At 58.3% G+C, this 23,785-nt stretch carries 26 protein-coding genes; 14 read left to right on the forward strand and 12 right to left on the reverse strand.

Going from position 1 to position 23,785, the window contains the following annotated elements; translation table 11 throughout:
* Nucleotides 1-40 precede the first annotated feature (40 nt).
* Nucleotides 41-613, forward strand: a complete 573-nt coding sequence (locus EPK99_RS22410) for an isochorismatase family protein (protein ID WP_128445334.1) — start codon at nucleotides 41-43, stop codon at nucleotides 611-613.
* Between the two features lie 147 nt (nucleotides 614-760).
* Here EPK99_RS22410 and EPK99_RS25395 read toward each other — a convergent pair whose 3' ends face one another.
* A complete protein-coding gene (locus EPK99_RS25395) occupies nucleotides 761-1,156 on the reverse strand; it encodes a hypothetical protein (protein WP_164901850.1) in 396 nt (131 codons plus the stop codon).
* 32 nt (nucleotides 1,157-1,188) lie between these two features.
* Between EPK99_RS25395 and EPK99_RS25510 the strand changes: the two genes are divergently transcribed.
* Nucleotides 1,189-1,689, forward strand: a complete 501-nt coding sequence (locus EPK99_RS25510; protein ID WP_205909124.1) for a hypothetical protein — start codon at nucleotides 1,189-1,191, stop codon at nucleotides 1,687-1,689.
* A gap of 143 nt (nucleotides 1,690-1,832) precedes the next feature.
* On the opposite strand, the gene EPK99_RS22425 is transcribed toward EPK99_RS25510, so the two are convergent.
* On the reverse strand, nucleotides 1,833-2,831 hold the full coding sequence (locus tag EPK99_RS22425) for a sensor domain-containing diguanylate cyclase (RefSeq protein WP_128445336.1): 999 nt from the start codon (nucleotides 2,829-2,831) through the stop codon (nucleotides 1,833-1,835).
* A 685-nt stretch (nucleotides 2,832-3,516) separates the two neighbouring features.
* Here EPK99_RS22425 and EPK99_RS25790 point away from each other — a divergent pair.
* Nucleotides 3,517-3,660 (forward strand): hypothetical protein, encoded by a 144-nt coding sequence (locus EPK99_RS25790; protein WP_245582534.1) that lies wholly within the window; start codon nucleotides 3,517-3,519, stop codon nucleotides 3,658-3,660.
* A gap of 174 nt (nucleotides 3,661-3,834) precedes the next feature.
* On the opposite strand, the gene EPK99_RS22435 is transcribed toward EPK99_RS25790, so the two are convergent.
* The 3 genes from EPK99_RS22435 to EPK99_RS22445 all read right to left on the reverse strand — a co-directional run bounded on the left by EPK99_RS22435 (nucleotide 3,835) and on the right by EPK99_RS22445 (nucleotide 6,046).
* Nucleotides 3,835-4,479: an NADPH-dependent F420 reductase gene (locus EPK99_RS22435; RefSeq protein WP_128445337.1), complete on the reverse strand. Its 645-nt coding sequence runs from the start codon at nucleotides 4,477-4,479 to the stop codon at nucleotides 3,835-3,837.
* A gap of 150 nt (nucleotides 4,480-4,629) precedes the next feature.
* Nucleotides 4,630-5,076 carry an Rrf2 family transcriptional regulator gene (locus EPK99_RS22440; RefSeq protein WP_128445338.1) on the reverse strand — a complete coding sequence of 149 codons (447 nt, stop codon included), beginning with the start codon at nucleotides 5,074-5,076 and terminating at the stop codon, nucleotides 4,630-4,632.
* Nucleotides 5,077-5,149: 73 nt separating this feature from the next.
* Nucleotides 5,150-6,046, reverse strand: a complete 897-nt coding sequence (locus EPK99_RS22445; RefSeq protein ID WP_128445339.1) for a LysR family transcriptional regulator — start codon at nucleotides 6,044-6,046, stop codon at nucleotides 5,150-5,152.
* Nucleotides 6,047-6,359: 313 nt separating this feature from the next.
* On the opposite strand from EPK99_RS22445, the gene EPK99_RS22450 reads away from it, so the two are divergent.
* The 9 genes from EPK99_RS22450 (at nucleotide 6,360) to EPK99_RS22490 (ending at nucleotide 13,861) form a co-directional block, all read left to right on the forward strand.
* The gene (locus EPK99_RS22450) at nucleotides 6,360-7,979 is read left to right on the forward strand and encodes a GMC family oxidoreductase (protein ID WP_128445340.1); all 1,620 of its coding nucleotides are present in this window, start codon (nucleotides 6,360-6,362) and stop codon (nucleotides 7,977-7,979) included.
* 31 nt (nucleotides 7,980-8,010) lie between these two features.
* A complete protein-coding gene (locus tag EPK99_RS22455) occupies nucleotides 8,011-8,778 on the forward strand; it encodes an SDR family NAD(P)-dependent oxidoreductase (RefSeq protein WP_128445341.1) in 768 nt (255 codons plus the stop codon).
* 492 nt (nucleotides 8,779-9,270) lie between these two features.
* Nucleotides 9,271-9,882, forward strand: coding sequence for an FMN-dependent NADH-azoreductase (locus EPK99_RS22460; protein ID WP_128445342.1), 612 nt, complete (start codon nucleotides 9,271-9,273; stop codon nucleotides 9,880-9,882).
* A 38-nt stretch (nucleotides 9,883-9,920) separates the two neighbouring features.
* Entirely contained in the window at nucleotides 9,921-10,316 is a 396-nt protein-coding gene (locus tag EPK99_RS22465; RefSeq protein WP_245582535.1) for a DoxX family protein, read from the forward strand.
* A gap of 71 nt (nucleotides 10,317-10,387) precedes the next feature.
* Nucleotides 10,388-11,440, forward strand: coding sequence for an Atu2307/SP_0267 family LLM class monooxygenase (locus EPK99_RS22470; protein WP_128445344.1), 1,053 nt, complete (start codon nucleotides 10,388-10,390; stop codon nucleotides 11,438-11,440).
* Entirely contained in the window at nucleotides 11,433-12,392 is a 960-nt protein-coding gene (locus EPK99_RS22475; RefSeq protein ID WP_128445345.1) for a glutathione S-transferase family protein, read from the forward strand. Before EPK99_RS22470 ends, EPK99_RS22475 begins: the two co-directional genes overlap by 8 nt.
* Nucleotides 12,393-12,493: 101 nt before the next feature.
* Nucleotides 12,494-12,820 carry an ArsR/SmtB family transcription factor gene (locus EPK99_RS22480; protein ID WP_128445557.1) on the forward strand — a complete coding sequence of 109 codons (327 nt, stop codon included), beginning with the start codon at nucleotides 12,494-12,496 and terminating at the stop codon, nucleotides 12,818-12,820.
* Nucleotides 12,821-12,989: 169 nt separating this feature from the next.
* Nucleotides 12,990-13,268 (forward strand): hypothetical protein, encoded by a 279-nt coding sequence (locus tag EPK99_RS25795; protein ID WP_245582536.1) that lies wholly within the window; start codon nucleotides 12,990-12,992, stop codon nucleotides 13,266-13,268.
* Nucleotides 13,265-13,861: an NADPH-dependent F420 reductase gene (locus EPK99_RS22490; protein WP_128445346.1), complete on the forward strand. Its 597-nt coding sequence runs from the start codon at nucleotides 13,265-13,267 to the stop codon at nucleotides 13,859-13,861. Before EPK99_RS25795 ends, EPK99_RS22490 begins: the two co-directional genes overlap by 4 nt.
* Nucleotides 13,862-14,001: 140 nt before the next feature.
* Here EPK99_RS22490 and EPK99_RS22495 read toward each other — a convergent pair whose 3' ends face one another.
* Nucleotides 14,002-14,913 (reverse strand): alpha/beta fold hydrolase, encoded by a 912-nt coding sequence (locus EPK99_RS22495; protein ID WP_128445347.1) that lies wholly within the window; start codon nucleotides 14,911-14,913, stop codon nucleotides 14,002-14,004.
* Between the two features lie 162 nt (nucleotides 14,914-15,075).
* Between EPK99_RS22495 and EPK99_RS22500 the strand changes: the two genes are divergently transcribed.
* Both EPK99_RS22500 and EPK99_RS22505 read left to right on the forward strand, forming a co-directional pair.
* Nucleotides 15,076-15,699, forward strand: coding sequence for a TetR/AcrR family transcriptional regulator (locus tag EPK99_RS22500; protein WP_128445348.1), 624 nt, complete (start codon nucleotides 15,076-15,078; stop codon nucleotides 15,697-15,699).
* A 477-nt stretch (nucleotides 15,700-16,176) separates the two neighbouring features.
* On the forward strand, nucleotides 16,177-17,178 hold the full coding sequence (locus EPK99_RS22505) for an MBL fold metallo-hydrolase (protein ID WP_128445349.1): 1,002 nt from the start codon (nucleotides 16,177-16,179) through the stop codon (nucleotides 17,176-17,178).
* Nucleotides 17,179-17,266: 88 nt separating this feature from the next.
* Here the strand turns inward: EPK99_RS22505 and EPK99_RS22510 are convergent, their stop codons facing one another.
* The 6 genes from EPK99_RS22510 to EPK99_RS22535 form a co-directional block, all read right to left on the reverse strand.
* Nucleotides 17,267-18,241: an alpha/beta hydrolase gene (locus EPK99_RS22510; RefSeq protein ID WP_128445350.1), complete on the reverse strand. Its 975-nt coding sequence runs from the start codon at nucleotides 18,239-18,241 to the stop codon at nucleotides 17,267-17,269.
* A gap of 106 nt (nucleotides 18,242-18,347) precedes the next feature.
* Nucleotides 18,348-19,691 (reverse strand): GH1 family beta-glucosidase, encoded by a 1,344-nt coding sequence (locus EPK99_RS22515; protein WP_128445351.1) that lies wholly within the window; start codon nucleotides 19,689-19,691, stop codon nucleotides 18,348-18,350.
* 37 nt (nucleotides 19,692-19,728) lie between these two features.
* Complete coding sequence (locus EPK99_RS22520) at nucleotides 19,729-20,712, reverse strand: ABC transporter ATP-binding protein (protein WP_128445352.1); 984 nt, start codon at nucleotides 20,710-20,712, stop codon at nucleotides 19,729-19,731.
* A gap of 4 nt (nucleotides 20,713-20,716) precedes the next feature.
* Nucleotides 20,717-21,544: a carbohydrate ABC transporter permease gene (locus tag EPK99_RS22525; protein WP_128445353.1), complete on the reverse strand. Its 828-nt coding sequence runs from the start codon at nucleotides 21,542-21,544 to the stop codon at nucleotides 20,717-20,719.
* Nucleotides 21,541-22,419 (reverse strand): carbohydrate ABC transporter permease, encoded by an 879-nt coding sequence (locus EPK99_RS22530; RefSeq protein WP_128445354.1) that lies wholly within the window; start codon nucleotides 22,417-22,419, stop codon nucleotides 21,541-21,543. The genes EPK99_RS22525 and EPK99_RS22530 overlap by 4 nt, the downstream gene beginning before the upstream one ends.
* A gap of 68 nt (nucleotides 22,420-22,487) precedes the next feature.
* A complete protein-coding gene (locus tag EPK99_RS22535; RefSeq protein ID WP_128445355.1) occupies nucleotides 22,488-23,768 on the reverse strand; it encodes an ABC transporter substrate-binding protein in 1,281 nt (426 codons plus the stop codon).
* Nucleotides 23,769-23,785: the final 17 nt, after the last annotated feature.

The following is a 23,785-nucleotide window of genomic DNA, read 5'->3' on the forward strand; positions in this document are numbered from 1 at the left end:
GATATTTCGAAACATCGCTTCACCAACGGAGAACATTGCAATGCATTCGACCGCCTTCAACCCCGGAAACTCCGCTTTGCTGCTGATCGACCATCAGGTCGGCACCATCGGCTTTACCCATTCGCACGACATCAATCTTCTGATCTCGAACACCACAAAGCTTGCGAAAATCGCGGCGGCCGTGGATCTTCCGAGTGTACTGACGTCCAGTCAGGAGGATCAGTTCCAGGGTCCTTTGCTCCCTGTGCTGGAAGAAATCCTGCCGACCCAGTTTGCGGCGCGCATCAAGCGTCGAGGCATCGTCAACGCCATGCACGATGACAACTTCGCCGCCGCTGTCAGGGCGACGGGGCGCAAGAAGCTGTTCGTCTCGGGCATCGCAACGGAAGTCTGCATTCTCTACCCTGTCCTTCAGCTACTGGAGGAAGGGTACGAGGTTCAGGTCTCGGCGGACACATCGGCCTCGCACACACTTTACGGTGACACCATCGCTCTTCGGCGCATGGAGCAGGCAGGTGCAATTATCACCACCGTCGATCAGATCATCGCCGAGCTGGCCATCGACTGGAGCAGCCTCAATGGGAAAAAGTTGCTGGGCATCCTGAACTACTGAAAATTCAAGCATCCGGCGCCGGACTTGCGAGACCCGGCGCCCGCGATTACCCTATGTTTCTGTTCCGTTGCTACTCAAACCCCATCGGTCGCGACTATGCGCCACCATCCACAAAATCAGGGGTCAACGGTCGGTCGCGCTTTCGTGTCAGCCTCCACCACCATGGATCAGCATCTTACCTATGTCGCCATGAACCGGCATCGCGACGGCGCGCAGCAGATTGAGGTTGATCACGCTGCACTGCAGCGTCAGGAGCAGCGCTCCCCTGCGACCCATCTGGCACGGGAGCATGAGGACTGGCTTGTGGTCAACACAGGCGTTCATGATGAGCGACTTCGACTGCAGGCGGGGCCTGAGCGCCGTCGCGAGGATCCCGGCAGAGAATTTAGCGGCGATCGTCAGCACCAATTTCAGGTTAGGAATCCCGAACCGCTTGTGCCGGCGGTCACGCGCCACGGCCGGGGCATCGAGGGCGTGGCTCGCGAAAAGGCCATGTCGGCCATTAATCATGGATTTGAAGCCGTGGAGTCGGTGGCGCGGCACGTCTTCCGCTATCCGGCCAGGTGGAGGGCCGATTGCACATCGCGATTATCGAGAAGGAAGGCAACGACAAAGTGATGGCGAAGACCATGGTCGAGCAGCCCGAACGGTTCTGGGAGTTGCGCGGCAAATTCGGCTTGTTCGGTGACAACAAGGAATGGAAGGCGGCGCTTCCCGCCGAGGCGATCGGGGCGGCTTTGCAGTTTGCCGGCGTCTGCTCCGCCATTGTGGTTTTCAGTAAACCACGTAAGCCGCCCAATTTGTCGCAAAACTCAGGCAGACCGTCCAAAAACTACCATGATCTCGCTGGTTATCTTTCTGTCGTCCATGGATTTTTAAGTTTTTACTCTTTCGTTCGCGTTTATTGGTTTCGGACGCGCTTTGCGCTCGACGCACGGTTCGCTGAGAACCTCAACGTCATGGCCTCGAACGTCGATATTCAAACTGCGCTCGCCAAAGCCCAATGGGCGAACGCCATGAGACTAGCTTTCGGCGGAATTTGCGGGGGCGGTCCACCTTGGGTTCAGCGTTTTTGATATTTACTACGCTGCAAGCCGCCTGATGACTGTGTTGTTTTTCTTTACTCTTGTCGCCATTACTGAAGAGCCACGCTCGTTGAACCGCAAGGCGCTCAGGCCTGCGTTGATAAAGGAAGCCGATCTCCTTGCCCTGAAACATCCTACCCTGTCGATGCTTCTGAGCTAGAAGTTGAAATGTCACCGCTGAGCACGAGCGCGGTCTCTACGCGGTTACGTCCGTTGTTCTTGGCTTTGTAAAGCGCTGTGTCTGCGGCCCGGAGCAAACCTGCCGGCATCTGAATCGAAGCGCCAACTGCTGACAGCGCGGTTGCGACGCCGACGCTGATGGTGACCTTTTCAGCCCCGGCGCCGGTCACGACATGCGGAATGCAAAGCGCTTCAACGGCAGAACGAACCGATACCGCGACCGCGACCGCGCCGGCCAGGTCGGTGTTGGGAAGGATCACCGCGATCTCCTCACCGCCGTAACGCGCAGCGAGATCAGCCGGTCGCTGGAGGGCCTCCTGGATGGCCGAGGCAACCGCGCGCAGGCAGTCGTCCCCCACCTGATGGCCATAGTGATCGTTGAACCCCTTGAAGTGGTCGAGATCGATCAGCAGCAGGGAGAGCCGGCCCTTGGTACGCCGGACGCGCAGCCACTCGCTTTCCAGTGCCTCGTCAAACGCGCGACGATTTGCCAGCCCTGTCAGACCATCGGTCATCGCGAGCCTGCATAGCCGTTCCTCAAGCTGCTTGCGCTCTTCAACGTCACGCAGAACGACCACCACATCGCCTGAGCCGCAGACAGCATCGGCCACGGTGCGGGCACTTGCTTCGAGCCAAACAGGCGTTCCGTCTTTGCGTCTCAGGCGAAAGGAAATGCGAGTACTTTCTACGCCTGCTTTATGTTTCTCCAAAACCGCGAGAACGGCCGGTAAGTCTTCGGGCAGAATAAACATCGCCGGCCCCTGGCCAAGCACCTCTTCCGGCACCCAACCGAACAGCCTTATCGACGGCGACACATAGTTTACGATGCCGTCCTTTCCACACCGGAAGATGACGTCGTTGTTCCCTTCGGCGAGGGTCTGGAAGTCCACAGCCGCGTCAGGGCGCCGAGAACTGGTGCGACGAGAAAACAGCTTTGATAGAAACTTCAGCATCAAGCGCACTCCTGCCGGGGAGCCACTATGGCTTCGGAAATGTAAGCATACGTCGTTTTGATTAACGGGACGGCCACGAAATTGCTGGGCGTTTGCCACTTCGCGCAAACGTCGGGCAATTCCGGGCTTGGATCACCCTTGGGCGATCGACCGCAGCACCTACTGTATGACCCGCGCGATCACTGCCACGCGTAGCCAGCGATGACCAGAATTGGCCTTCATACGGAGTGCCACACGGCTAATGCACGACTTTGGGTGTGCGAACGGACAGTCGAACGCAGCAAGTTTCTAGGCGAACCGAGCGGCCTTGCCGAGGCAGGCCACGGCACCAGCGCTCTGCGGCCCGCACATGCAATGCGTCTGGCGCCAGCATGTCGCATACGTTTAGCTTGCGCCGAAACCTAAACGGGCACCTGCTTACCGCTTCGGTCTCGAATCGGTCAAAGGAGCGGTACATCTCGTAGGCCTGTTTCCATCGAGAAGGATTGCATGATCTCGGCGTCGGTTTTCGTGTAGCGCTGAGAGATGACGGCCATCGAGAAGTCCGTAATGATGGCCAACGATCCCGACGCACTGCGTTCGGCGACCTTAAGAGGCATCGGTGTCGGTCTGATCGCACTTCCGCTTGCCGCCCTGCATCTGGAAGTCGTCGTATTGGAACGGTTGTTGCCGGACTGGCACGTCGATGTTGGTGTATCTCACAGGCCAGAAGCGTCTTCCCGCCAAGACACGCGCCTTCGTCAATTTCATCATCGATGGATTTCGCACCCGAAAGCTGCAGCGGGTCATACTTGCGCCCCGCACCACCACCGGCAAGGGCGCTCCCTGAGCTGGAGCTGCGGACATGGATACTTGGAAACGAGTCCGGCACCCACGCAATCTCGCAGATGTGAAGCGGCGTAATACTTCTGAGCGTCGAGCGCCTTCGGCACTCCGATATAATCACTACGTAGCGGAAGAGGAAGCCACTTGCGCGACTTCCTCCAGGTTAAACCGCAGTCTGTCAGATCTTGATGAAGCTATGGGCGGAAAGCGGACCGAAAGGCAAGGATGCAAGCACACCGCCGACATCCAGAGCACCAAGATCAACCGGAAAGAACCCTGTGGCTTCGATAATCTTGCGAACCTCGGCCTTCGCCGCAGCATCATCACCAGAATAGAAGAGCACGCGCTTTCCACCGGAAACCTCGGGCTCCGGCAGAACGTTGACGTCGAGATGATTGAACGCCTTCACAAGGCGTGCGCCCGGCACATACTGCCTGAAGACTTCGCTCGAATACTTTTCACCGAGATCCACGGCCTTGATGCCATACGCGGCCAGCGGATTGGTCGGGTCTTTGGCGTCCGGCGAATTGGGATCAATGAACTCGACCGGGTTGGTGCCATCGACGACAATGCGGCCATTCCAGGCGGGCAAAATGCCCATAACCTTTCCGACATCGACCCAACGCACAGCGGCAAAGACTAGATCAGCGCTTGCGGCCTCTTCTACGGTGCCGGCGGTGATGGACGGACCAAGCTCTTCAACGAGCGACGCCAGAGAAGCCGGCCCCCGGCTGTTGGAGATCGTAGCTGCAATGCCGTTTTTGGCAAAGATGCGTGCGAGTTTGGAGCCAAGGGCGCCCGAACCAATAATACCAATGCTCATAATTCACTCCTGTTAACATATACATATGGGGCTAGAAGAGTGAGAACCGCCAGCGCCCCGAATGCCGGGCAGTCTCGGTGTCGATCTGTGGATCCAAGTACCCGAAATTGACACTGTGTTTATGTCACTATGACATTTATTCGCAGTCAATCACCAGACCAGCGGGAGGGAGAATTTTCCGAGGCGCGCAACATCCGTTGCGATGTCCGCCACGGTGGTCTTCGCCAATTCGATTTCAAGCGCTGTGCGAGCCCTCGTCAGGGCCGGCTGCAGTGCTTCAAGAATATTGCCTCCGACTGCGCAACTCTCGCAGGGTGGGGTCCGATGCATAGAAAACAACTCCGTGTCTTCCACTGCGTCATAGACATCCAGCAGCCTGATCTTTGCTGCGGGTTTCGCCAGAAGAGCGCCTCCCCCAGCTCCCAGCTGGGAACGTGTCAGTCCTGCATCGCTCAATCGAGACAAAAGCCCGCGAATGACGACCGCACCCGTGTTCGCCGAATAGGCGATATCTTCCGACCGCAACGGCTTGCCATCGGTTACTGCAAGAGCGGTCAGAATATGCACGGCGACGGCGAAACGAGTGCTTGTTGGCATGGCAGTATCCGTTTATGTGTCGTCACCGCTATTACACACTCTGCGGGCTGTCAATAATCTATTTTTGGAGAGTTTAGCCTGAGCAATCTTTGAGACGATCAATCATCCAACGCCCTGCGGGACCAGGAGGATCGTCCACTCTATAAATTGCCGACATCGGCAGTTTCAGCCCGCCTGGCGGTATGTCCTCGATGGACAGTTCGATTAGCCGGCCCTCGGCAATATCCTTCGCAACCGTATGGAGAGGCATCCCCCCCCAACCCAGGCCGCTGACAAGAAAGGCATGTTTGGCAAAAAGGTCGGCGAGCCGCCAAGTTGAAGGAGACATAACGCCGAACTCCCGCCCGGTTGAAAGATCAGATCGATCGGTCAGCACCAACTGAACGTGACGTGCCAGCTCTTCACGTGGAATGAGGCCACTATGTTGGGCAAGCGGGTGTGTTGAAGCCGCGACCATGACAAATTCAACACTTGTCAGACGCTCGGCCACGAGCCCGGTAGGCAATGTCGGCAACGACCCAACCAGGCCGAAACTCGCGCGACCGTCGATGACCGGTTGCACCGCCGCCCCCAACGCTTCGACGTAGACCCGCAACGGGGTGGCCGGGAATTCTGCCCGAAACTGATGCGCCACATCGGCAATCGTGGCAATTGGAAAGAACACGTCGATTACAGCGGCAAGCTCAGACTCCAAGCCACCAGAAATCCCCTTTGCGCGGGCCTTCATACTATCGACAGCGCCGACAACCGACCGTGCATCGGCAAGGAGCACACCCCCCTGCGTCGTCAGCCGCGGATAGCGAGCTGAGCGATCGAACAGCGTCACAGCAAGCTGGGCTTCGAGGTTGGCTATGGTTTCGCTGACCGCGGACTGGGTCCGTTTCAGGCGCCGGGCTGCGGCAGAGAAACTTCCTTCGTCCGCCGCAGCGACAAAGGTGCGCAATTGATCGAGAGAGACACCATCGAGCATGTTTTCCTCTTATCGGTTCAACCGATGTATTGCATCGCATAATACAGGCTACTCCTGTTTGCGCAAGCGTGGCATTGACACATCGTTTTCATGCAAGGGAGGATGGAGGATCAACCGTGCAAGCGACGTAAACACCGTAGTTCCATGATCCGGTTTTCCATGATCCGATCGTTGGATCGCCTCTGCCATCGCTGTTGACGAGACGCGCTTCAATGCGGATGCCAATCGCAGCAGATTACACAAAACCCTGCATGCAGACCGCGCTGCGACAAGCAGCAAGACGGTCTACTATTACGCACGAGGATAAAGAGATATGACCGACGCCGCCAAACCTGGTCCCCAGGGACCCAATCGCCGCGAATTTATCGCTGACGCAGCAGCCATCGCTACCGTTTTGACAGCCTCCGGCGCGGCAACCGCGCAAACGCAGGGCGGCACCCCCTTCGACGTCATCATCGTTGGCGGCGGCTCTGCGGGAGCGGTTCTTGCCAATCGACTGAGCGCGGATGCCACGCGCCGTGTACTGTTGATCGAAGCGGGCAAGGCATACGCAACCAATGCCTATCCCGACGCGGTACGGCGTCAGGATCTGGTCGGCGGCGATGCGCAGCACGACTGGGGCTTTCAGAGCGAGCCAGGCGTGCTCGGCCGGAAACTGCCGCTCAATCGCGGAAAGGTGCTCGGCGGCACCTCGGCCATCAATGGCGCCGTCGCCATGCGTTTGCCCAAGTCCGACCATGAGCGGTGGGCTAAAAAACATGATCTTGCAGAACTGAGTTGGAAGGCCGCACAGCCCTTTTACAAGTCCCTGGAACGCACATCCGGTACAGGCGGCGTGGGCAAGGACGGACCCTTTCCGATCCACCAGCTTGGCGACGAGGAAGTTTCGGATCAGCATCGCGCCTTCATTGCTTCCTCCCTGGCCGCTGGGCATGCCCGGACAGCAGGATTCAATACCGAGCATCCGCTAGGGGTCGGCCCCTATGTCATGAACACACGCATGGGCATCCGGCTCAATACCGGCTTGACGCTGCTCGGCGACGAGGTTCGGGCGCGTCCCAACCTGACGATCCGCGACGAAGCGCTGGTCGACCGCGTCATCGTGGAGGCAGGCCGGGCTACGAAGGTCCGGCTGGCAGGTGGAGAGGAAATCGCGGCCGGCGAGATCATACTGTCCGGTGGCACCTATGCCAGCCCGGCGATCCTGATGCGCTCGGGGATCGGACCATCCGAGACATTGCGCGGCCTCGATATTCCACTGGTCGCCGATCTTCCCGTCGGTCGTCGGCTGCAGGATCATCCGCTTTTCCCGACGGTCTGGTCGATCCGCAAGGAAGCTGTTGGACTGGCTTATCCGCCCATCGGCGCGATGCTCTGGGGACGGTCGCGGCATGCGGCTGGCGACGAGGCCGATCTCAACATCAGCACCGCCACGCTTCCAGACGGCGGTCAGTCTCCCACAGGCGCGATGTTTCTGCTCTTTGCCGCTCTCGTTCGCCCCCGCTCGGTGGGGTCGCTGATGATCGCGAGCCGCGATCCCCACACGGCGCCGGTTATCGATCTCGGCTTCCTGAAGGATGCCGGGGACAGGGAACGGTTGGTCGATGGCGTCGAAATGATCCGCGAGATCGCGCGCCATAAGCCGTTTGCCGACATGATCGGCGCGGAAATAATGCCTGGCGCCACGACCAGCGACCGAGCGTCCGTCGATGCTGCGCTACCGTCGGCCGTGGTCACCTATCAGCATCCGACGTCCACGGTGCCGATGGGCGGGGTCCGGCAACCGGATGCGGTCGTCGATGTGCAAGGGCGTGTTCGGGGCGTAAGCGGCCTGCGCGTGATAGATGCATCGATCTGGCCGGATGTGCCTTCGGTCGCAACCGCTTTTCCCACCATGATGCTGGCCGAAAGCATTGCGGCTAAAATGGTCTAGATAGTGCCGGCGACGAACGAAGGAGAAGAACATGGCTTCCAATACAAGCAAACTGGCTCTGGTCACCGGCGGAAGCCGGGGCCTCGGCCGCAATACCGCACTCGCGCTCGCCAAAGCCGGCGTTGATGTGGTTATCACTTACCGCACGCGGGAGATCGATGCGCAGGATGTCGCGCGCGAAATCGAACGTCTGGGCAGAAAAGCGTCGGTCATACGGCTGGATACCGCCGATGTTGCCACCTTTCCAGAGTTTATCACCACGTTGAGCGAGATCGTAAAGACGACCTGGTCGCGAGACAGGTTCGATTTCCTCGTCAACAATGCCGGCATTGGTCTGGCCTCTCCGATCGCCGAGAGCAGCGAAGCCATGTTCGACGAACTGATGGCGGTGCATCTCAAAGGTGTGTTCTTCCTGACGCAGTCGCTGCTGCCCGTGATCGCGGATGGCGGTCGTATCGTGAACTTTTCGAGCGGGCTGACACGCTTCTCTCTTCCCGGATACGCAGCCTACGCGATGATGAAAGGCGGGATCGAGGTTTTTACCCGGTACCTCGCCAAGGAACTCGGCCCCCGCGGGCTTGCCGTCAATACCGTTGCCCCCGGGGCCATTGAGTCAGATTTCGGAGGTGGCGTCGTTCGCGACAATGTCGGGCTGAACAAGATGATTGCCGGACAGACCGCTCTCGGTCGCGTAGGCCTGCCTGACGATATCGGACCAGTGATCGCCTCATTGCTCTCCGACGGGACCGGATGGATTAACGCGCAACGTATCGAGGCTTCAGGTGGTATGTTCGTGTGATTTGCGCCTTGTCGTAACGTCCGTTCAGCGTGCGCGTTAACCAGTCATGAATTGAAGCTGTGACACGAACGGTATGACGACTCGGGGCTGCTATTCCGGCGTTGAGTGAAGGACCGCTTTCGGCGAAACGACGCGCCCTTCCCTCATGCGACATCAATTTCGATCCGTATGCGCCATGCAGCTTCACGATGATCGCGATAAACACTGCCCACCAGCTTTCCGGTTAAATTGTAACTTGCGAAGGGCCACCGCATCTCCTTGGCAGATGCAGTGACCGATGTACGGCGCCGGAATTACAGCTTTGTTGCTCAGCAGCGCGTGTGCGGAACAGGGGCATCGAAATCCCATCGGTTACGCCGATGGTAAACATCAGAAAATACCGGCTTCCGACCCCTCGCCCGCCATGCCATCTATGCCGCCATCATAAAAGTCTGCGGCATCAATCTGACCAGCGCAGTAACGCCACATGGCAAAGCAAACGGAGCCTGTTCCATGACGACAATCCTCCATATCGATTCCAGCATCCTCGGCGGTTACTCGGTAAGCCGCACATTGACGACCGAAATCGTCGCAAAGCAGCATGCGCTGCATCCTGGCGCCCGTGTCATCAGGCGCGATCTCGTCGTCGATGCGGCCATGCATCTTTCAGACGCCCACATGGCAGTTTTCCAAGGCGGCGAAGTGGGCAACTCTGCGCTTGGCCAGGATCTGGCCACCGGCGGCGCCTATATCGACGATCTGTTTGCCGCCGACATCATCGTCATCGGCGCGCCGATGTACAATCTAACGATCCCCACCCAGCTAAAGGGCTGGGTCGATCGGGTCTGTGTCGCCGGCCGGACGTTCCAGTACGGCGCCAATGGAGCCGAAGGACTCGTGAAAGGCAAAAAGGCCTTCGTCGCCTCAGCGCGTGGCGGTGTTTATACGGGTGATAGCCCGGCAGCGGGTCTTGATCATCAGGAAACATATCTGCTGGCCGTGCTCGCCTTTATCGGCATCACCGACGTCACGGTCATCCGTGCGGAAGGACTGGCACTTGGCGAAGCCGCCAAAGAGGCAGCCGTCGCTGGCGCCAAGGCGCAGATCGAAGCACTCGCCGCCTAATACTATTTTCACAGATGATCAGAGATCAGGATCCCCACATGCCCCAAGCCAACTATTTTGCAGCCGTAGGCCGTCTGCTGCTCGCCATTATGTTCATCCTCAGTGGCTTCGGCAAGATCGCAGCGCCAGAAGCAACTCAGGGCTTCATCGCTTCGGTCGGCCTGCCCTTGCCGATGCTGTCCTATCTGCTTGCAATCGTCGTTGAAATCGGTGGCGGTATCCTGCTGGTCGTGGGTTACCAAACAAGGACCGTGAGCCTTGTGATCGCAGCCTTTACATTCGCCACAGCAATATTCTTCCACAACAACTTCTCCGATCAGAACCAGATGATCCACTTTCTGAAAAACATCGCGATTATCGGTGGACTCTTTCAGGTTGCGGCTTTCGGAGCTGGCTCCCTTAGCATCGACGCTCGCCGTCTGCGCACGGCATAAGTCGAGACGGTTCCGTCATCGCCCCAATGACGGAACCACCTTATCTCTCAACAAACCACACTGGAATGAACATGGAAATCGGCATCGACAGTTTTGCGGCGACCATTCCCAACCCCGCTACCGGTCATACGGTACCGCCTGCAGATCGGATGGAAGCATTGTTGGCAGAGGTGGAAACTGCGGATCGCGCCGGCCTCGATGTCTTCGGGATCGGCGAGCATCACCGCAAGGAATTCCTCGATTCCGCGCCGGCCATCATTCTGTCGGCAGCCGCGGCTCGCACCAAACAAATTCGGCTCACCAGTGCGGTCACTGTGCTCAGCGCAGCAGACCCGGTGCGTGTCTTTCAGGATTTTGCGACGATCGACCTGATTTCGAAAGGACGTGTCGAGATCGTTGTTGGACGCGGTTCCTTCGGCGAAGCCTATCCGTTGTACGGCTTTGCGATGGAAGACTATGACGCTCTTTTTGTCGAGAAACTCGACCTGCTCCTGAAATTACGTGACGAGACACATGTGAAGTGGCAGGGTCGCTTCCGGCCCGCCCTCACCGGTCAAGGGGTCTATCCGCGTCCGCATCAGGCGAAGATGCCTGTCTGGCTCGGCGTCGGCGGCACACCACAATCCTTTGCGCGCGCGGGGTCGCTCGGCCTCCCATTGATGGTTGCCATCATCGGCGGCAGCTTTGACCGGTTTCGTCCGCTGGTGGACCTGTATCGGGAGGCGGGCAGACATGCAGGCCATGCGCCGGAGAGCCTGAAGGTCGGCATTCACGCGATGGGCTTCGTCGGAGAAACGGACGCAGCCGCCGCGGATGCCTTCTTTCCAGGATGGGCCTACATGGCCACCGAGATCGGCCGCGAACGGGGCTGGTCCAGGGCTACCCGCGCTCAGTTCGATGCGATGCGCGGACCACACGGCGCTTTTCTGATCGGCAGCCCGCAGACCGTGCGCGATAAGATCCTTGCTGCCAACGAGGCGCTCGGTGGCATCTCCCGCCTGACCTTCCAGATGAGTTCCGCCATGCTGGAGACAAAGGCAATGCAACGCTCGATCGAACTTCTTGGCACGGACGTCGCTCCTGCGGTCAAGGAAGCGCTCGGTAAGGCACCTCATCATGGGTGAGCTGATCGCCGGCACCTGGCAACGCAGCGGCATGGAAACCGTGCTCGCCGACGGCGAACTACGTCGTCCACCCTCCGTTTTCCGCGATTGGGTTACCGAAGACGATGGCGTCTTCAAGTCTCAGCCGGGTCGCTACCATCTCTATGTATCACTCGCCTGTCCCTGGGCGCATCGGACGCTGATCATGCGCAATCTCAAGGGCCTTGAGGATCTGATCGGCGTTTCGGTCGTGCACTGGTTGATGGGCGAAGACGGCTGGACCTTCGCTTCCGGTCCGGGCGTCATTCCGGACACAGTAAATGGCGCGGAATTCCTGCACGAGATCTATACGATGTCCGATCCCGCATGCACGACACGCGTTACCGTACCGGTCCTGTGGGATAAAGTCAGTGGCCGGATCGTCTCGAACGAATCCTCCGAGATCCTGCGCATGTTCAACACCGCCTTTGATGGCTGCGGTGCTCGGGCTGGCGACTATTATCCCGCAGATCATCGCGACGAGATCGACGCCGTCAACGCGCGCGTCTATGCCACACTCAACAACGGCGTCTATCGATCGGGGTTCGCCACGACGCAAGCTGCGTACGAAGCCGCTGTAAGCGAGGTTTTTGAGACGCTCGACTGGTTGGAGCAGCGCCTCGCGCGGCAACGCTATCTCGTCGGGGGCATGTTGACGGAGGCCGACATTCGCCTGTTTACAACGCTCGTGCGCTTCGATCCGGTCTATCACGGGCACTTCAAATGCAATCTGAAGGCCCTGGTCGATTATGCGGCGCTCTGGGCCTACACGCGTGATCTGTTCCGACATCCGTCCATCCGCCTAACCGTCGATTTCGATCATATCAAAGGCCATTATTATGGCAGCCATCCGGGGCTCAACCCGACCGGTATCGTCCCCGTTGGTCCCGATTGTGACTTCGATTTTCCGTCAGGACGCGAAGCGCTCACATAAACCTTACGTGCCTTGGCCCGAAGAGCCTCGTCTTCATGCACTTCATGCTGTCAGCCCTCAGTGGATGTCTGTTGCTAAGGCATTCGGCGGATTGGAATACCATGTCTTTGAGCCATTCTCGCCGGAACCAATTTGTTCGATTGAGTTCGGAGCTCCTCGATGCAATGGCCAATGCTCAGCGTTTGGCGATTCTTTCGATACTGATTGGAGAAGAAATATCGGTGGGTTCGCTCAGCAAGAGAATCGGATTGAGCCAATCCGCTCTGTCTCAACATCTATCCAGGTTGCGCAGCGCAGGATTGGTTGTCACTCGACGGGATGCACAGACCATTTACTATCGTTGTGAAGACAGCGGCGTGAAGCAGCTAGTCGCGACATTAAGCGAACTATTTCCATCAAAAACTCCTCCGGCCTCTTTTGGCGTATAAGCCTGCTGGTTGAGGGTCGAAGAACGTGATCGAGGCCGACTTTCACAGCCCCTTTGAATTGAAACGTCACCGTGCATTCAGGATTGTTTTGTGCCTATGGACTGGAATTCAAGGTAGAATTAGCACAAATCGTCCTCAACAAACGGCATCAGACCAGAAGGAATGATTTATGAAAACCTTGCTCGTCCCGCTCAAATGCCTCGCCATCGTCCAGCCGGCTCATGACGCAGAAAAAGCCGTTTCGCCCCAAACTCTGGCAGAACAGGGGCTGAAAGCCGGAGCACGTTTTCCCGGCCTTGCCGATACCAACCATTCGCCCGACCGTGAATTTCAATCATATCAAGGACAATATTACGGCAGCCATCCGGGGCTCAAGCCCACCGGTTTTGTTCCCGTCGGCCCCGATTGTGACTTCGATTTTCCCTCCAGACGCGAGACCATGGCATGAGCAGGATCGCTATCATTGGATCGGGCAAAATTGGATCTGCACTGGCAACGCGGTTCCATGCAGCTGGCATTGCTGCGGTAATTGCCAATAGCCGCGGCCCTGCATCGCTGGTCGATTTTACCCTCCGCTTTGGAGGGACCATCAAGGCGGTCGAAACGGAAGAGGCCCTCGGCTCCGATATCGTTATCCTCGCGATGCATTTCGATGCGGTGCCAGCGGCGGTCGGTGAAAGGGGAGACTGGAACGGCCGTATTGTTGTCGACGCGACGAACGCCATCAATTTTCCCGACTTCACACCTCGTGACCTCAATGGCAGACTTTCGACTGAAGTTATCTCCGAACTGGTCCCAGGTGCTCGGATTGTGAAGGCATTCAATACGCTTCAGGCACCAATACTTGCCGCTGATCCTAAAACGGGCGCCGGTAGACGTGTGCTCTTTCTTTCAGGCGACGATGCGGGAGCGAACGGTGTGATTGCGGATTTGATCCACGAACTCGGTTTCTTCCCGATTGACCTCGGCCCGCTTTCAGTAGGCGCACCGATGCAGCAATTCGCTGGCCCGCTTGCGAAGCTAACCCTGCTGAAGGACTGAAAAAGTGTGGGCACTCTACTAACGTCCACGAGTGTTTCGGTGAGGCGTTTGGATTTGGCAAAATTCCAGGTGTCAACTATTGTTTTGCGACACTTCGAATCCTCACTTCCTGTCAAAGGATCGGGTGGTACCGAATAATATCAGTTCGCTTTGGTTACAGAGTCCCTGAAGTCAGAAAGGTCCCGATTGAAGCGGGCAGCCTCTTCAAGAAATGGCGCGTGGCCTGAATCCGCATAGATTTTGGTCTTTATGGCCGGGTTCAGTTCCTGGGCACGAGCGATACTAGGCTTGGTTTTGACAAGATTGTCCTTCGCACCGTAAAGCAACAGCACCGGAACCGTTGCTTCGGGTAGCCCCTCGGTTGCCGAAACCGACATCAAGGGCGTGGATCGCGTCATAATCCACGACGCCATCGCTGCGTTCGACAGCAGACGTTCGAACGTTGCAGTGTCCGGTTGTGTCTCGAAGCATAGGGCGAGGAAGGTGCGCACCGTGTCGAGGTGCGTCCGCAGATCATCAGAAGCCAAACCCTCATAGACTTGCGGATGCGAGGTAATCAATGCCTCAGTCAACTCAATGACGCCATCGACATACACCAACCCACCAATACCGGCGTCGCCATAGGCAGCGAGATAGTTCGAAAGAACGACCCCCCCGAGAGACCATCCGACAAGCACGGGGTTCTTGGCCGCGGAGGATTTCAGCACCGCAGCAAGGTCATCAGCCCAACGTCGCCCATCCTTATAGGCATCCATGTCATCTGGCTTTCCCGATTGGCCGTGTCCGCGCATGTCGTAAGTGATCATCCGGTATTTCTGCAGTTCCGGACTGCCGGTCTGCTTGTCCCAGTTGATGTGGCTACCGAGCAAACCATGAACGAAAACCACAGGCTGCCCATCCGGACTGCCTGTTTCCTGCACGGCGATCATCACGCCATCGGATGATTGCACTGTGTAGTTTTTTTCGGCAGCCGAGGCGGCCGAACTTAACACGGCTATCACAAAGGAAATAAATATCCCGAGCAACACTTCTAGGACTGGTTGTTTGTTCATGAGAGGTTCCTGATGGTAAAAATCCTGGCGTGATTGCCGGAGTGGAATTCACTTTTTGCCAACGTCAACGAAAGCGATCCATTCGCGCCCATTGCTTGTCTGTAGTGATCGCTAAAGCATACTGTCTTGACTTCCCGTGTCAAGCAGTCTTTAGTGATCACTATGGATAAGGTGGTAAAAAAGCGGCGTGGAGGTCCCCGAACATTCGACCGGGATCAGGCGGTCGATGTGGCGATGCGGCTCTTCTGGCGGCATGGATACGAAGGTGTGTCGCTGAACGATCTCACCTCGGCGATCGGCATTGCCCCTCCGAGTATATATGCGGCATTCGGCAGCAAAGCCGGGTTGTATCGGGAGTCTCTCGATCGCTATTTCGGTTCGCGAGGCGTGGAGATCGGATCGAGTGCGACCGCGTCTCTGCCGGAAGCTGTAGATAGCATGCTGCGCAACGCCGTCGATGCCGTCACCGATCCGGCTGGAGAGCTCGGCTGCATGGTTTCGAGTGGCATGGTTCAATGCGCTCGCGACCATGCGGCGCTTGCCTCGGAGCTGGTCGAGCGGCGGCGCGACATGCGCGATACAATTTCAACGGGTCTGCTGCGGTGGATCGACCAGGATCGCGCAGTATCGCTTGCCCGCTATCTCACGACCATACTCCAAGGACTCTCGGTTCAAGCGAGGGATGGGGCAACGCGTGAAGAACTTTATCAGGTTGTGAGCGTGACTGTCGCTGGCGTGCGAGCAACAATAGCTCCGTCAGTCACTGTCGAAGGATGCGATGGCTGAACGATCAAATTCCGCACGACGCCCGAGCTTGCGTGATCATTTATACGACTGGGTATGTTTAGCCGACCGCGAGCATTGCTCTGTCAAGCGCTCCTATTGTATTTCGAGCCTTGAAAGGCCTTGCGCTTTTCCCTGCTTCCGCCACTTACCAAGCTGTTGAAAACAGTCGTTCCAGGTCTGAGTAGCGGCGCTTCCAAAATGCCATTGGTTCGATAAATGCCTCCACACGTACATTCTAACTCGTAAGTCCGTGTTTTGGCTTTATAATAGGGCTCCGGCACTGATTGGCCGCTGGTAAAACAAGGAGAATTGCGTTTCTGCTTCAATCGGATTCAGGTTGCGGGCCACATTTGAAGTCGACATTCAAAGATCATCTTTCGTGCTGCCCTAATCATCTTAACGCTTCAGGTAACCGCACTCTTCACAAATGAGCTGAAGAAGGCGGACGGTGCGGCATCAGACCAGAAGGAACCACTTATGAAAACCTTGCTCATCCCATTCATCTGCCTAGCCATTGTCCAGCCGGCCTATGCCGCCGATAGTGCGGTTTCGCCCCAAACCTTGGCAGAACAGGGACTGAAAGCCGGAGCCCGTTTTCCAGGCCTTGCCGATATCTGCAATTTATCTCAAGCCTTGACATTGCCAGGTGGCGCACCTGCATCAGCCGGCGGGAACGAGCAAAAACCGCCTGCGTGGCGCGAAGCATCAACGGTCATGGAACCGCAAAAGGTCTTCGACAACCTCTATTTTCTGGGCACGCGCGGCGTGACAAGCTGGGCGATCACAACGTCCAAGGGGATCATCCTCATCGATGCTTTGGACAACGACGAAGAGGCGAGGCAATATATCGAGGGTGGCCTGAAAAAATTGGGTCTAGATCCGAACGACATTCGCTATCTGATCATCACCCATGCCCACGGCGACCACTATGGCGGCCAGCAATTTCTGGTGGACACCTACAAGCCCAAGGTGGTGATGAGCGAAGAGGACTGGAAGGAACTCGAAAAGCCGGAACTGGAATTCTCCAACCCCGATTGGGGTCTTCCGCCCAAGCGTGACGTCTCGATCAAGGATGGAGATACGATCAAGCTCGGCGATACAGTTGTGCAGTTGTATGTCACTCCAGGCCATACACCCGGTACCGTCTCGCTTATCTTTCCCGTTATGGACGGCATAGACAGGCACGTCGTCGGTTTATGGGGCGGTACGGGCATGAGATTCGGACCGGACGAGCAGCGCATCCGCAATTATTCCGTATCCGCCGGCCGCTTCCACGATATCGCAGAGCAACAATCCGTCGATGTGTTCCTGTCCAATCATCCCGCGCGGGACGGCGCTCTCGAGGCTATCGCCAAGCTGAAAGACCGGTCTCCCGGAGAACCGCATCCGTTCGTGACCGGAACTGCGGCACTAGGCGCGTTCGAATTGCTGCGCGATTGCAGTCTGGCGCAGGCAGAGAGGATCAAGCTGGGGAATTAATGTCGAACATCCGCGTGTTCCTGCCGGACACGAGCATCGCACTGATGCCCGTGTCTTCCGGTTACGCGATGCCGCGCCGTCAAGATCCTTATTTGCCGGTCGTTTGAGGGGTCGGAGGTATTGACTCCAGCAGTCCGCGATCGCGCAGCCATAATTCCAGAAGCTCCGGCCAGTGCGAAAGTACCTGATCCGTTCCGCCCATGCCTGTGCCGTGATGTCCCTTGGCGAAGATATGCATTTCGACCGGCACCTTGTGTTCCAGAAGCGCGCTGTAGAGTGCGACACTTCCATCCGCATGGACCAGATCATCGGTGGTCGTGTGATAGATGAAGGTTGGCGGCACGGACGCGGTGACGGCGGCGAGCGGTTGGTATTGCGCATAATCGGCGGGCGAGCAGTTTTCCTTCATATAGTCTTTGAGAAAGAAGCAATATTGTGATGTTCCATCGGGCCGGATGGCCATGCCGTTCAGCCAAGGGTAGCCGAGGACAAGGAAGTTGAGCGTGTCGCTTGCACGCTCGATAGGGTCGGCAGCGCCGGACTTACCCTTGTCGCTTCCGACAGCGGTTGTCAGCGCCAGATGCCCTCCGGCGGAGAAACCGATCATGCCGATCCGATCCGGTGAAATGCCGAAGCGCTCCGCATTCGCCCTGACATAACGAACAGCGCGCTGCCCGTCGATCAGAGGAACCGGAAGACGAAACTTGGGCGCCACGCGGTAACGCAAAACGAAAGCCGTAACGCCGCGCGACGTGAACCAGTCCGCAACCTCGCGTCCTTCCAGAATACCGGCAACGCCGATGTATCCACCGCCGGGTGCAACAATCACAGCTGTTCCGGTTTCTGTTCCGGGATGAGGCCGGAACAGAGTCAGCGAAGGCGTTTCGTCTTCGCTTTCACTCGTCGATGTCGGTGCAACACCCGGCCAGAGGCGAAGGGTTTCAATTCCAAGAAAATTATCTTCTTCTAAAGGCTTGTCTGCCGCATGGACAATCCCGTCAGGCAGGAATGCCGCTCCCGCCAAAGCCGCCAAACCAAGAGCGTATTTTAAGAATTGCCTCATGCACGTAGTCCTCCCGTTGAAAATAGGCAGACTGCCGATCGTCCGTTAGTCAACCATGGCCGTCATCGTCTCTCCTGCGATGACGGCCATTGGCACCTTTGAAGTTTCAGCTTCGTCGGGCCACGAAATCGCGCAACCAATAGGCGCTCTTCTTCGGGGTGCGAACCTGCGTGTCGTAATCGACATGGCAGATACCGAAGCGTTTCTCGTAACCGTAGCTCCATTCGAAATTATCCATCAGCGACCAGGCGAAATATCCCGAAACCTCGACACCGGCATCGATTGCGTCGCTGACGGCAGCGAGGTGCCGCTCGAAAAAGCGGATGCGGCTGTCATCTTCGACTTCGCCGTCGATGACCGCGTCGTCGGACGCCATGCCGTTCTCGGTGATGTAGACGGGCGGCAGGTTCGGATAGTCCTGTTTGATGGTGACGAGCTGATAGGTAAGCCCTTCCGGATAGACCTCCCATCCCATCTGCGTCCGCTCGACACCATCGAGCGGCATATCCTTGTAATCATGCGCGCCAGCGGCGCTGACATAGGCGCGGAAGTAGTAGTTGACGCCGAGATAGTCCAAGGGCTGCTGGATGGTGTCGAGGTCGCCCGGCACGATGGCGGGAACCGCCCCGCGCAGCTCGAAGAATCGCGCATCATATTCACCTTTAAGCAGTGCCCCGAGGAACCAGTCGTTCTGCCCGACTTCGGCGAGCTTTGCGGCATGACGGTCCTCGCGGGTGTCGGTCGCTGCCGTCGCCGGTTGGAGGTTCAGCACGATGCCGACCTTGGCGCCCGGATCGTTCCGGCGGATGAGCGGAACGGCCAGGCCATGACCGAGCATCAGATGATGGCCTGCCGCGATCGCGAGCACCGGATCCGTATGGCCCGGCGCCTGCCGGCCCGCGGCATAACCGATCCAGGCCGTGCACCAAGGTTCGTTGAAGGTCGCCCAGGCCTCGACACGTCCGGCAAGTTCGCGCGTGGCAATATCGACATATTCTGCATAACGATAGGCCGTCTCGCGGCTGACCCAGCCGCCGCGATCCTCGATCCATTGCGGCAGGTCCCAATGGTAAAGCGTAACGAAGCGCTTGATGCCCTTCTCGCCAAGCGCATCAAGCAGCCGCTTGTAGAAGTCGAAGCCCTTCGGATTGGCCTTGCCATCGCGGGTGATCAGCCGTGGCCATGCGAGCGAGAGCCGGTAAGCGTCGAGGCCGAGACTTTCGATCAGATCGACGTCTTCCGCCCAGCGATTGTAGTGATCGCAGGCAACCTTGCCGGTATCGCCGTTGGTCACCTTGCCGGGCGTATCGCAATAGGTGTCCCAGATCGACGGCAGGCGACCATCCACCTCCGTCGAGCCCTCGATCTGGAACGACGCCGTGGCGACGCCGAAGAGGAAGTCGCGCGACCGCAAACGGGAGGACGCCGGAAGCCAGCTTTCGGAACTCATGAATGTCTCCTGTTGAAAGTTTTTCTGAAAGAAATTGTCAGGCAGCGAAGCGGTGCGCCGCGCTGTCCTGGGGGCTGGCCCACACCGTGTCGCCGGGCCTTAGCTGCGTATCACCGGCAAGCCGCACCATCATGCTGCTCGCCTCCTCGACATCGAGATAAAGGATTGCATCGGCGCCGAGGCGCTCGACATGGCGGACCTGTCCCCGCCAGTCACCAGAATCCTCTGAAACACGGATATGTTCGGGACGAATACCATAAGTCTTGCAACCCAAGCGTTCAGCAAAGGGGCCGGTATAGAGGTTCATCTTCGGGCTGCCGATGAAACCGGCGACGAAGGGCGTGGCGGGATGGTTGTAAAGTTCCATCGGTGTGCCGACCTGTTCGACCCTGCCGCCGTTGAGAACCACGATCCTGTCGGCCATGGTCATGGCCTCTACCTGATCGTGTGTCACATAGACCATCGTGGTCTTCAGGCGGGCATGAAGCTCCGACAGTTCCAGCCGCATCTGGGCGCGCAGCGAGGCGTCGAGATTGGACAGCGGCTCGTCGAACAGGAAGACCTTGGGATCACGCACGATCGCCCGGCCGATCGCCACGCGCTGGCGCTGGCCGCCGGAAAGCGCCTTCGGCTTTCGCTCCAGAAGGTGGGTCAGTTGCAACGTGTCCGCCGCCGCCTGAACCTTGGCAGCGATCTCGGCTTTGGGGCGCTTGGCCAGCGACAGACCGAAACCGATGTTTTCGGCCACCGTCATGTGCGGATAGAGTGCGTAGCTCTGGAACACCATGGCGATGCCGCGCTCCGAAGGCTCGGCATGGGTGACGTCCTTGCCATCGATTGTCAGCGTGCCGGAGGAGACGTCTTCCAGCCCGGCGATCATACGCAGCAGCGTGGACTTGCCGCAGCCGGAGGGGCCGACGAAAACGACGAACTCTCCTGACTGAATGTCAAGGTCGATGCCTTTGATGATTTCCAGCGCGCCGAAACTCTTGTGGATCTGGTTGAGGTTCAGATCAGCCATGGCTCTAGCCTTTCACTGCGCCGGCCGTCATGCCGGTCACGATCTGCCGATTGAAGAAGATGAACACGATGAGCGGCGGGATCGTCACCAGCAGGATGTTCATGAACAGGAGATTGTACTGGCTCGTATACGTGCTCTGGAAATTATAGAGCGTCAGCTGCACCGTGATGTTCTCACGACCCGGCAGGTAATAGAGCGGATTGGTGAAGTCGTTGAAGACGAAGATTGACTGAACGACGACGTTCGTCACGGTGACCGGCTTCAGCAGCGGCAGGATCACCCGGAAGAAGATCTGCCACGGTTTCGCCCCATCGATCCGTGCCGCCTCGTCGAGATCACGCGGGATCGTGGCGATAAACGAGCGATAGAGCAGCGTCGAGAACGAGATATTGTAGGCGACCTGGATCAGGATCATGCCGGTCATGGTCTTGAAGAGGCCGATCGACTGCAAAAGCCCGATGGTGGGTACGACCGCCGGCGGCATCATCAGGCCCATCAGCAATGCGACCTGCGCCACGCCGTTCCAGCGTGACTGACGCCGCTGCATCACATATCCGACCATGGCCGACAGAATGACGAGAATCGACACCGAGAAGACCGTAATCACCGTTGAATTGAAATAGGCGAGCAAGAGCTGATAATTGCGCGCCTCCACCACGGCGACGAGATTCTCCCAGAACAGCCATTCCTTCGGCAGGGCGAAGTTCAGGCGGGATGCCTCCGATTTCGACTTTACCGCCTGAAGCGCGATGAAGAGGAACGGCAGGATGAAGATCACGGTGGCAACGATCAGGGCGACGATGCCGCTGGCGAGCGAGCGGGACTGTTTCATTGATCGACCTCGCGACGGTTGAACCAGAACGTGAGCGGCAGGATGATGATGCCGACGAGGAGGAACAGGATGACGTTTCCGGCAGTGGACAGCCCGTAGAATCCAGCCTGGTACTGTTTGTAGACGACGGAGGCGATGACGTCGGAGGAGAAACCCGGTCCCCCTTGGGTCATTGCCCAGATCAGGTCGAACGAGCGCAGTCCGCCGATCAGCGACAGCGTGATCACGGTGACGGTCGCCGGGCGCACGAGCGGCAGCGTGATGCGCCAGAACTGCTGCCGCCGGGTCGCGCCGTCGATCCGCGACGCCTCGTAATAATCCGGGCTGATGGTGGCGAGACCGGCAATGAAGATCAGCGTGGCAAGACCGACGCCCTTCCACAGATCGACCAGCGCCACCGACAGGAGCGCAAGCGACGGGTTCGTCAGCCAGCCGGGTCCGGGAATGCCGATAAGACCGAGCGCCTCGTTGATGATGCCGCGGGTCGGGTGCATCATGACGGTGAAGGTGATGCCGATGCCGATCGACGAGACGAGCACCGGAAAGAACACCACCGTGCGCAGGAAGCCGCGGGCGAAGATCTGCCCGGACAAAAGTACGGCCAAGAGCAGGCCGAAGACTGTTTTCAGGCCCGATGTGACGAGCGCATAGACCAGCGTGTTGAACAGGCCGCGCACGAGAAAGGGCTCGGAGAAAAACTGGCGAAAGTTCTCAAGGCCGATGAACTGCGCCGTCATCAGATCCCATCGCGTCAGGCTGTACCAGAGCGAGGTCACCGTCGGCACGAGAAACAGCACGCCATAGATGACCGCCGCCGGCAGGAAAAACCAGAAGGGATAGGGCGACTTGCGCGAATGTGGATGCGACTGGATCATGGTTCTCCTCCCTGTCCAAAAGTGCCTCCGCCCGCTTGCCGGGCGGAGGCGTTCTACCGGTTGGATTCTTACCAGTTGGGAATACCGAGTTGCTGCGCCTGTTTGCGCACGTCGTCGTCGTACATGGCGGCCGCGTCTGCCGGCAGCCGCATGCCCGAGCCGACCTCGACCGTGATCTGCTGCAGGTTCGGGCCCTTGATCGGCGACAGATATTCGAGCGCTGGCGCCGTCCTGCCATCCTTGAAATAGGGAAGCATGTCTGTCACTGCCGGCGGGACGTCGGCGGGAAGATCGCAGCCCTTGATCAGCGACGGCCCCTGCACGGTGTTGACACCCATCAGCACCTTGCAACCCTCGACGCTGCCGACGAAATCGAGAAAGCCCTTGGCGTCATCGACATGCTGGCTGCTGGCCGGGATATAGAGCGCCGGCGGCATCCAGACCGTGAGACCGTTGACCGATGCATCGTCGCTCGGTTGGGCGAAGAAGCCGATGTCGGCAAGGCTTTCCGGATGGTTCTGCTGCAGGGCGCCGATCGCCAGGGACAGCATAGGGTAATGCGCGGCATCGCCGTTGGCGAGCACGTAGAGCCCGTCATCATAGCTGGCCGCGCCGAAATCCTCGTTGAGAATGCCGGCATCGTGCACGTCCTTCAGCCGTTCGAAGCTCTTGAGAGCCGCCGGCGTCGTCGCATATTTCGCCTTGTTGGCCGTGTATTGCGTGGCGAAGTCCGGAACGCTGGCCTGGAGATTGTAATAATCGGAAAGAACGAGGATCTGCGAGGTCCAGCTGTCGCGATAGGTCTGCACCAGCGCGACCTTGCCGGCAGCCTTGATCTTCTCGTTGTTGGCCATGAACTCGGCCCAGGTCTTCGGAACGGAAAGCCCCAGATCCCGATAGATCTTCTTGTTGTAGAAGATGCCGCCGACCATGGATGTACCGAAAGGCACGCCATAGGCCTTGCCCCCGGCCGATGAAACCGACTTGAATGTCTCGGCAATATTGGCGAGGGCCGGCAGGCCGGCAATATCGTGCAGCGTCTGCTCCGGCTTCAGCACCTGGAACAGGGAGCCGGCATTATAAAGGAAGATGTCGGCCATTTCGCCCGTCGCCAGACGGGTCTTGATGGTGTTGTCGCCCTCGCCGCCGCCCGGCCGCTGGTCGATCTCGATGGTAATGTCGGGATGCTTTGCCGCATAGGCCTCCACCAGTGCCTCGGCGGCCACGAGCGTATCCGGCCCGTTGTCGATGAGGAATGACAATGTGGTTTCGGCCCGCAAAGGCCCGGCGGCAAGGAGCGCGATCAGGGCGCAGGCGGATGCAAGGCGGTATTTCAGGTGTCGAGTCATGGTGTTCCTCCCGAACA

This window comes from Neorhizobium lilium (genome assembly GCF_004053875.1).
Taxonomy (GTDB): Bacteria; Pseudomonadota; Alphaproteobacteria; order Rhizobiales; family Rhizobiaceae; genus Neorhizobium; species Neorhizobium lilii.